This window comes from Gordonia prachuapensis (assembly GCF_036350515.1).
GTDB lineage: Bacteria > Actinomycetota > Actinomycetes > Mycobacteriales > Mycobacteriaceae > Gordonia > Gordonia prachuapensis.
The window spans coordinates 1-7,181 of sequence record NZ_JAZDUE010000036.1 but is presented as its reverse complement, the minus strand read 5'-3'; the positions used below and the strand labels follow the sequence as shown (position 1 = coordinate 7,181).

Sequence of the window (7,181 nt, the reverse complement as noted above, 5' to 3'; positions counted from 1 at the left end):
GCCAAACGCGAACCCGACAAGCTGACCCGCAAAGACATCATCCGCTGCCTCAAACGCTTCATCGCCCGCGAGGTCTACCACGCCCTCAAAGCCGACCTCCAACAGCTTGACAAGCTATAGGACCGTCACTCGGCTAGCGCCTCGTTCCTCAGGGAACGGGGTAGGCGGCCAGCGCCTCGTTCCTCAGGGACCGGGAACGCTTGGGACCGTGAGATCAGGCAGGCTGGAGGGCCTCGATCTCGAGGGTGATGGTGACCTTCTCGCCGACGACGACGCCGCCGCCTTCGAGCGGCATCTCGATGTCGATGCCGAAATCCTTGCGGTTGATCACGGTGCTGGCCTCGAAGCCCGCGACCGCTCCCTGGCCCATGCCGGCGTTGGTGCCGTTGAACTCGAGTGCGAGTTCGATCGGCTTGGTGACGCCCTTGAGGGTGAAGTCGCCGGTCAGCACGTAGTCGTCGCCCTTCGGGGCCACGCCGGTGGACACGAAGGTGGCCTTCGGGAACTGCTCGGCGTCGAAGAAGTCGGCGGACTTGATGTGTCCGTCACGCTGGTCGTTGCCGGTGGTGATCGAGGTGACGTCGATCTCGGCCTGCACCGAGGGGGTTCCGTCCTCGGCGATGGTGATGGTGCCGGAGAAGGTCTCGAAGTTGCCGCGGACCTTGCTCACCATCAGGTGCTTGACGGAGAAGGCGACAGCCGAGTGAGCCTGGTCGATGGTCCAGGTGCCGGCGGCGATCGGAGCGGAAACGGCGGTGGTCATGTGTCCTCCTGTGAACGGGTCTGGTTCGTAGGTTCCGTGGGCCCTCATGACCCAACACCACCTTAAACGGACCGTGGTCCGATTCCATTCCCGGGAGCGGCAAAAAGTTTCCGGGCGCCTCAGCTGGTGGTCGAGATCCCTCCGTCGACCGGGATCACGGCGCCCGTGAGGTAGCTGCCCGCGCGGCTCGCCAGGTAGATCACGGTGCCGACCATGTCGTCGGCCCGCCCGATCCGGCGCAGCGGTGAAGATGCCTCGATTTCGTCACGGCGCTCGGCGAGGAAGTGCGCCATCATTCGGGACTCGAAAGGCCCGGGAGCAATCGCGTTGACGGTGATGTGCCGCGAACCGAGATGGCCGGCGAGGTGGCGGGTCAGCTGATGGACCGCCGCCTTGCTCGCCGAGTACGAGTACGACTCGGTCTGCGGCACCCGGATGCCATCGATGCTGCCGATCATGATGACGCGGGCCGGGTCCTGCTCGGTCGCCGCCGCGAGCAATTGGGGCAGCAACGCCTGGGTGAGAGTAAAGGGAGCCTGCACGTTGAGATCAAGGACGCGATCCCAGGCCGAGTCGGGAAACTCCTCGATCGGTGCGCCCCAGGTGGCGCCGGCGTTGTTCACCAGGATGTCGATGCGGTCGACCTCGTCGGCGACCTGCACGGCGAGTTCCCGGCACGCCTCTGGAGTGGACAGATCAGCCTGCAGCGCGGTGATCCCCGCCGACCGCGCTTCGGCCAGGGCCGGCTCCTTGCGGCCGGCGATCACCACACGCGCCCCGCGCTCATGCAGTCCGTGGGCGATCATCGAGCCGATACCGCTGGTACCTCCGGTCACCACAGCGGTCTTGCCACTGACATCGAACAGGTCGGTTGTCATCGTCGTCGGTACTCCGGTCGTCGTTTCTCGAGGAACGCGGCGGTTGCCTCGCTCCGGTCGGCGGTCATGGCAGTGATCATCTGCTGCCGGTTCTCGAACTCCACAGTCGCGGCAAACGAGTTCGACTCCACCGCGGCCCACATCCCCACCTTGGTCAACTCCACCGAGAGCGGCGGGTTCGCGAGGATCTCGTCTGCGGTGGCAATTGCGGCCGACATCAGGTCGGACGGTTCGACAACGTCGACGAGCAGGCCGTACGCCAGCGCCTCCTGGGCGCTGAACTTGCGACCGGTGAGCATCAGCTCATGCGCCCGGCCCGTGCCGACCAGCCGTGGCAGCAGCCAGGAAACCCCGATGTCACACGCGGAGAAACCAGCGCGGATGAAACCGACCGCGTAGACGCTGTCGCGTGATCCGATCCGGATGTCGCTGGCACACACCAGCGCCAATCCACCACCGGCCGCGGCTCCGTTGACTGCCGCGATAACGGGCTGGCGGAGGCCGTGTATCCGGCGGGCCAGCCCCGCAATGTCCTGCTGCCGTTCAAAAGCCGCGATCATGACACCGTCACCCCCGGGTGAAGCATCGTCGCCCGTCGCAGCCTCGTCCCCGTACCCGCGCAGGTCCAATCCGGCACAGAACGCCCCGCCGGCGCCGGTGAGGATCACCACGCGACAGTTTCGGTCCTCGTGGAGTTCATCGAGCACGGCCGTGAGGTCGCGGACCAGATCGACGTTGAGTGTGTTCATCGCGTCGCGTCGGTCCAGGGTCACGATCACCACTTCGCCGCGGTACTCGACGTCGACGGTGCCCATCAACGCGGGCCCGGGATGATGTGGCTCACACAATGGCACATGACTAAGTGCTACCACCACCGGACTTCCCACTACGACATCGGGCCGACGGCCGGCTACCGCCAGGCGAAGACCGGCTGCTCGAAGCCGTCCACACGGGTGTGGCGGTCACGAAGGACGACCTCGGCGAACTGGTAGATGACCGCCGCGGTCGGGGCATGCACGAGGGCGCCGACGATCGGCAACTGGATGACCGGGCGATCCGATTCCGGGATCGTGAGGAAGCGCGGCTCAACCATGAGTTCCTCGAAGGTCACGAAGAACAACTGGGCGACCTCGTCCGGATTCGGATCGGGAACGTGTGAGTCGTCGGCCCAGCAGATCACCGGCGTGATGACGAAACCCGATCGGGTCGGATAGTCATCGAGCATGCCGAGCACACTCTCGTCGGGCAGGGCGACACCGATCTCCTCGTGGAGTTCACGCAATGCCGCGGTCGGATGATCCTCCCCCGGGTCGAGCCGACCGCCCGGCAAGGCGTACTGCGCCGCATGCCGGCGCATGGTCGCGGGCCGCTTCGTCAGCCAGATGCCGTGGCGTCCATCCTGCTCGGCAATCGTGATGGCGACGGCGGCCGCACGTGAATCCGGCTCGTCGGCCACCCGGCGGTCGAATCCGGCGATACGCGCGGCCACCGTGGCCCGGTCGAAGGTGCTCACCCGACCAGTTGACCACGCGGCAGGTGATGGCGTTCGCACGCCTGACCCCGGTCAGCATTGCCCTACGAAATGTTAGAGACTAACATTCGCAGTATGTCGAGGGGCGGAAAGGCCCAGCGCACGCGTGATCGTCTGGTACGTGCGGCCGTGGAACTGTGCGCAGGCGAGGGATTCGAAAACGTCAGCGTCGGCCGGATCGCACAGGCCGCCGGGGTCACCGAGATGACGTTCTACCGCAACTTCCCGACCAAGGAGAGCGTCGTCCTCGACGATCCGTTCGACCCGATGATCGCCGACGCCGTCGCCGCCCAACCTCGTTCCCTGCCTGCGCTCGCGGCGGTTGCGGCCGGACTGCGCCACGCGTGGGCCGGGGTCGACGATCGGGCGGCAGAGACCGTTCGTGATCGCCTTCGCGTGATCGCGGCGTCGCATCGACTTCGAGCCGCGATGCCGCAGAGCACCGCGGCCACCGCACAGGCGATCGCCGATGCGCTGCGTTCCCGGGGTGTCACGGACGTCGACGCCGAGATAGCCGCCGCTGCCACGATCGCCGCCCTCACCGCGGCGTTGCTCGAGTGGGCCCAACTCGATGACCAACCACTCGGCGACGCGGTCGAACGCGCGCTGGGAATCCTCGACGGTGCGCGATGACCGCTCATCGCGTCGAGATGAGAGACGTCACAAGGGAATTCCGGGATGGCGGTGGCATCCGCGGTGTCACGCTGACGGTGTCTGCGGGCGAGATCGTCGCGCTTGTCGGGCTCAACGGTGCGGGTAAGACCACTCTCATGCGAGTCCTGCTGGGCATGCTGATCCCGTCCGAGGGCTCCGTCGAGTTCGATGGGGTCCGGCTGCACCGGATCCCGGCGGCACAGTGGGCGGCGGTGGGCCACTTGGTCGATCACCCGCTGATCTACCGCGAGTTGACCGCTCGGCAGAACCTGGAGTTGTCTGCTCGGTTGCACTGGGCGCCCGCGACAGCGGTCGCGCGTTCCCTGACGGAGTTCGACCTGAGTCGCTACGCGGAGAAACGGGCCCGTGCACTGTCGATGGGCAATCGGCAGCGGGTGGGGTTGGCGTCGGCGTTGCAGCACGACCCGTCGCTGATCGTGCTCGACGAGCCGACGAACTCGCTCGATCCGGCCGGGGTGATCCTCCTGCGTGACGCCCTTCGACGCCGAGCCGACGCGGGCGCCGCGGTGCTGGTCAGCAGCCACCATCTCGACGAGGTGGCCCGTGTCGCCCATCGCATCGTGGTGCTCAACGACGGGCGGTTGGTCGGTGGGCTCGACCCCGACGCGGCCGAGCTCGAGCGCGCCTTCTTCGAGATGGTGCGACTCGACGACGAGCGGCGACGGCCATGAGGGAAGTGGTCCTGGTCGAGGCGATCAAGTTCGGTCGGGCACCGGTGGGTCGGGCCGGCACCGCTCTGGTGGGGGTCGGCATCGCGCTGCTGAGCTGCGCGATGCCGCTGGCCGCCAGTGGCGGCGATCCCCAGGTGCTCGCCAAGATCGGCGAGGCGGGCGAACGCAGTTGGGACGGCGTGCTGGCCGGCGCGGCGCAGATCACCGGAGCCGGCGGGTTGTTGGGGTTCGGTGTGGTGCTGGGCTGGATGTTCGGACGCGAGTTCGCCGACGGCACGATCACCGGGCTGTTCGCGTTGCCGGTGTCACGGCCGGCGATCGCGACCGCGAAGCTGTTCGTCTATCTGGGCTGGGCGGTCATCACGAGCGGGATCATCGTGGTGACGCTCGTTCTCGGCGGCCTCGCGCTCGGACTGGGTGTCCCGCCCGGCGAGACCGCCCCGGCGCTGGGCCGGCAGTTCGCCCTCGGCGTCCTGTCGGCGTGCTGCGCGCTACCCGTGGCGTGGGCGGCGACGGTCGGTCGGTCGATTCTGATCGGCGTCGTCGGCGCGATCGGGCTGGTGATCGCGGCCCAGGTGGCGACGATCGCGGGTGCCGGCGGCTGGTTTCCGATCGCCGCCCCGACGTTGTGGGCGATGTCCGACGGCGCAGATGTCACCCCCGGTCAGCTGATGCTGCTCGCACCGCCGGCGATCGTTGCCGCCGCGGCCACACTGTGGAGCTGGCGGCGACTGCAACTCGATCGCTGAGCAGATCACACGCGCAGCCCGTGGGTGTCGGGTCGCGGCGTGGTCACCTGCTCACCGAGGTGATAGCTGATGATGGCCAAGGAGAAGAGGCCGATGGCCAGGTTGACCAGGGCGCCGAAGCCGTCGAGAGCGAAGTCGACGAGTGCGTTCGACACGGTGAACACCAACGCCGCCAGACGCAGTGACCGCAGCGGCCACAGCCGGTCCGCCCGCCGGCGCGCGATCATCGCGGGCAGGGAGAGGGCCAGCGTCACGACGCTGCTGACGAACAGAATCCAACTCGCGGTGGCGTTGCGACTGATCTCGAAGTAGAACTCGATGTCGTCCATCACCTGGCCATCCATGTCCCGGTCATTGACGACGACCGCCAGCACCCCGACGATCAGCGTGGCCGCCGACGTGATCACGATCAGCCAGCCCACCACAGCGACCCAGCGGGGGCTCCGGAAGGACTGCGGGATCAGTCCGGTCGCGCGATCACGCAGACGCATCAATCGGTCCGGGGTGTCGCGGCTCGCCGCGAGGAGTCCACGGATGTGCTCGATGACGATGGGGTCGGCGCCACGGTCGGCGGCGATCGCCAGGAACTCGTCGGCCTGGCGTCGTCGCCGTCGCGGAAGGCCGTGGGATACACCGTCGGCGGCGATCGTCGCGGCGTTGGCCATCGCCTCGGCGACGGTCGGCTTCTTGACGTCGCGCACGATCCGGCTGAGCAGCAGCACCGCGACCACGAGTATGTACATGATCTCGGCGGAGGGGCCGTAGAAGTAGTCGTTGTCCTTGGTGACGAACTTGCCGATCTCGTCGAGGAACAGCCCGAAACCGATGCCACCCATCACGATTGACGCGACCCGGGTGGCCGGCCCCAGGAACAGCCACCCGACGATGAGCGCGAGCATCATCAATGCCCCACCCCACAGCGCGTGCGCGATGTGCAGAGTTCCGCCGCCGACCTGCGGGTAGCCGGCCAGTTGGAGATAGAGCCGGGTGAGCAGGATGGTCGCGATCGCGAAGATCAGGAACCACTCGACGGCCGCAGTGCCGTAGATGCTGCGGATCACGACGGCGTTGGCACGGCCGCTCATGGCAGCAGTATCCCGTCACGAACGCCGCGACGTGGCCGTTCACCGGATCACGCGGATCCCGGAGCGAGCGTTACCCGTCGATGAGGAGGTGTCCGGCGCCGAAGAGCTCGAAGAGCAGCCGGGTCGCGCGTGCCGGCGCGACCACCGCCACCCGGCTGGTGTCGACGAACGCATGGTCGGCGATCATCCCGACCGCGCGACTTCCGATGAAGGTGACTTCGGTCAGGTCGATGGTCACTCGCGCCGAATCCGCCAGGGCGCGGTCGAGGTCGTGCAGCAGGTCGGCACATGCCGCGGGGTCGATCTCGCCGGTCACCCGAAGCCGCGCAGGACCGACGCCACCACGCTCGTGGGTGCACCCGAACAACGGGTTGCGTTGCGGGCGAGGAACACCGGCCGACGCGATGATGTCGATGACATCGATCGTGGACTGCTGATCGTCGGTCGGGAAAGGAGCAATAGTCATGGTTCCACCGATCATCGAAGGGCCGTCTGTCCGCCGTCACGTGCCGTGGCCCGTTTCACCGGTGACCCTGACGCTACGGTCGGCGAGTTCGGCACGATATGGACGCGCCACCAGTGATATCGCACCGAGATGACAAATCTCGGAACGGTAACGGAACTCGATCCCGGATGGCGGCAACGGCCGCACCCGCCGGGCAGGTGCTCGGACCCGGGAACGACGAAACCCCCGGGCGATCGGGCGGTTTCAAGGGGTCGACGCAACACTGCCTGTTCTACTGGGTGGTGATTAGATCACGCAGACGCTCGGCTGGGGTATCCCAGCCGAGCGTTTTGCGTGGGCGGCCGTTGAGCTCCTGCGCGACGT

At 67.2% G+C, this 7,181-nt stretch carries 9 protein-coding genes; 3 read left to right on the top strand and 6 right to left on the bottom strand.

Annotated elements, in window-relative coordinates:
* Positions 1–214: 214 nt before the first annotated feature.
* The 4 genes from V1Y59_RS23630 to V1Y59_RS23615 form a co-directional block, all read right to left on the bottom strand.
* Positions 215–763 (bottom strand): YceI family protein, encoded by a 549-nt coding sequence (locus V1Y59_RS23630; protein WP_330430973.1) that lies wholly within the window; start codon positions 761–763, stop codon positions 215–217.
* A 119-nt stretch (positions 764–882) separates the two neighbouring features.
* Positions 883–1,641, bottom strand: coding sequence for an SDR family oxidoreductase (locus tag V1Y59_RS23625; protein WP_330507480.1), 759 nt, complete (start codon positions 1,639–1,641; stop codon positions 883–885).
* Positions 1,638–2,516 carry an enoyl-CoA hydratase/isomerase family protein gene (locus V1Y59_RS23620; protein WP_330507479.1) on the bottom strand — a complete coding sequence of 293 codons (879 nt, stop codon included), beginning with the start codon at positions 2,514–2,516 and terminating at the stop codon, positions 1,638–1,640. Before V1Y59_RS23620 ends, V1Y59_RS23625 begins: the two co-directional genes overlap by 4 nt.
* A gap of 35 nt (positions 2,517–2,551) precedes the next feature.
* Entirely contained in the window at positions 2,552–3,154 is a 603-nt protein-coding gene (locus V1Y59_RS23615) for an NUDIX hydrolase (protein WP_431309287.1), read from the bottom strand.
* Positions 3,155–3,247: 93 nt separating this feature from the next.
* Here V1Y59_RS23615 and V1Y59_RS23610 point away from each other — a divergent pair, with 93 nt between their 5' ends.
* Genes V1Y59_RS23610 through V1Y59_RS23600 form a run of 3 tightly spaced genes read left to right on the top strand, consistent with a single transcriptional unit; the run spans position 3,248 to position 5,267 of the window.
* Complete coding sequence (locus V1Y59_RS23610; RefSeq protein WP_330507478.1) at positions 3,248–3,805, top strand: TetR/AcrR family transcriptional regulator; 558 nt, start codon at positions 3,248–3,250, stop codon at positions 3,803–3,805.
* Positions 3,802–4,518, top strand: coding sequence for an ABC transporter ATP-binding protein (locus V1Y59_RS23605; RefSeq protein ID WP_330507477.1), 717 nt, complete (start codon positions 3,802–3,804; stop codon positions 4,516–4,518). The genes V1Y59_RS23610 and V1Y59_RS23605 overlap by 4 nt, the downstream gene beginning before the upstream one ends.
* A complete protein-coding gene (locus tag V1Y59_RS23600) occupies positions 4,515–5,267 on the top strand; it encodes an ABC transporter permease (protein ID WP_330507476.1) in 753 nt (250 codons plus the stop codon). Before V1Y59_RS23605 ends, V1Y59_RS23600 begins: the two co-directional genes overlap by 4 nt.
* A gap of 5 nt (positions 5,268–5,272) precedes the next feature.
* Here V1Y59_RS23600 and V1Y59_RS23595 read toward each other — a convergent pair whose 3' ends face one another.
* Both V1Y59_RS23595 and V1Y59_RS23590 read right to left on the bottom strand, forming a co-directional pair.
* Positions 5,273–6,352, bottom strand: a complete 1,080-nt coding sequence (locus tag V1Y59_RS23595) for a hypothetical protein (protein ID WP_330430979.1) — start codon at positions 6,350–6,352, stop codon at positions 5,273–5,275.
* Positions 6,353–6,422: 70 nt separating this feature from the next.
* Entirely contained in the window at positions 6,423–6,818 is a 396-nt protein-coding gene (locus V1Y59_RS23590; protein WP_330507475.1) for an STAS domain-containing protein, read from the bottom strand.
* Positions 6,819–7,181 lie beyond the last annotated feature (363 nt).

Bases quoted from the DNA above. Each gene is read 5' to 3' on its own strand.
- V1Y59_RS23630 (WP_330430973.1), bottom strand. From the start codon at position 763: ATGACCACCGCCGTTTCCGCTCCGATCGCCGCCGGCACCTGGACCATC.
- V1Y59_RS23610 (WP_330507478.1), top strand. From the start codon at position 3,248: ATGTCGAGGGGCGGAAAGGCCCAGCGCACGCGTGATCGTCTGGTACGT.
- V1Y59_RS23590 (WP_330507475.1), bottom strand. From the start codon at position 6,818: ATGACTATTGCTCCTTTCCCGACCGACGATCAGCAGTCCACGATCGAT.
- V1Y59_RS23625 (WP_330507480.1), bottom strand. From the start codon at position 1,641: ATGACAACCGACCTGTTCGATGTCAGTGGCAAGACCGCTGTGGTGACC.
- V1Y59_RS23605 (WP_330507477.1), top strand. From the start codon at position 3,802: ATGACCGCTCATCGCGTCGAGATGAGAGACGTCACAAGGGAATTCCGG.
- V1Y59_RS23600 (WP_330507476.1), top strand. From the start codon at position 4,515: ATGAGGGAAGTGGTCCTGGTCGAGGCGATCAAGTTCGGTCGGGCACCG.
- V1Y59_RS23595 (WP_330430979.1), bottom strand. From the start codon at position 6,352: ATGAGCGGCCGTGCCAACGCCGTCGTGATCCGCAGCATCTACGGCACT.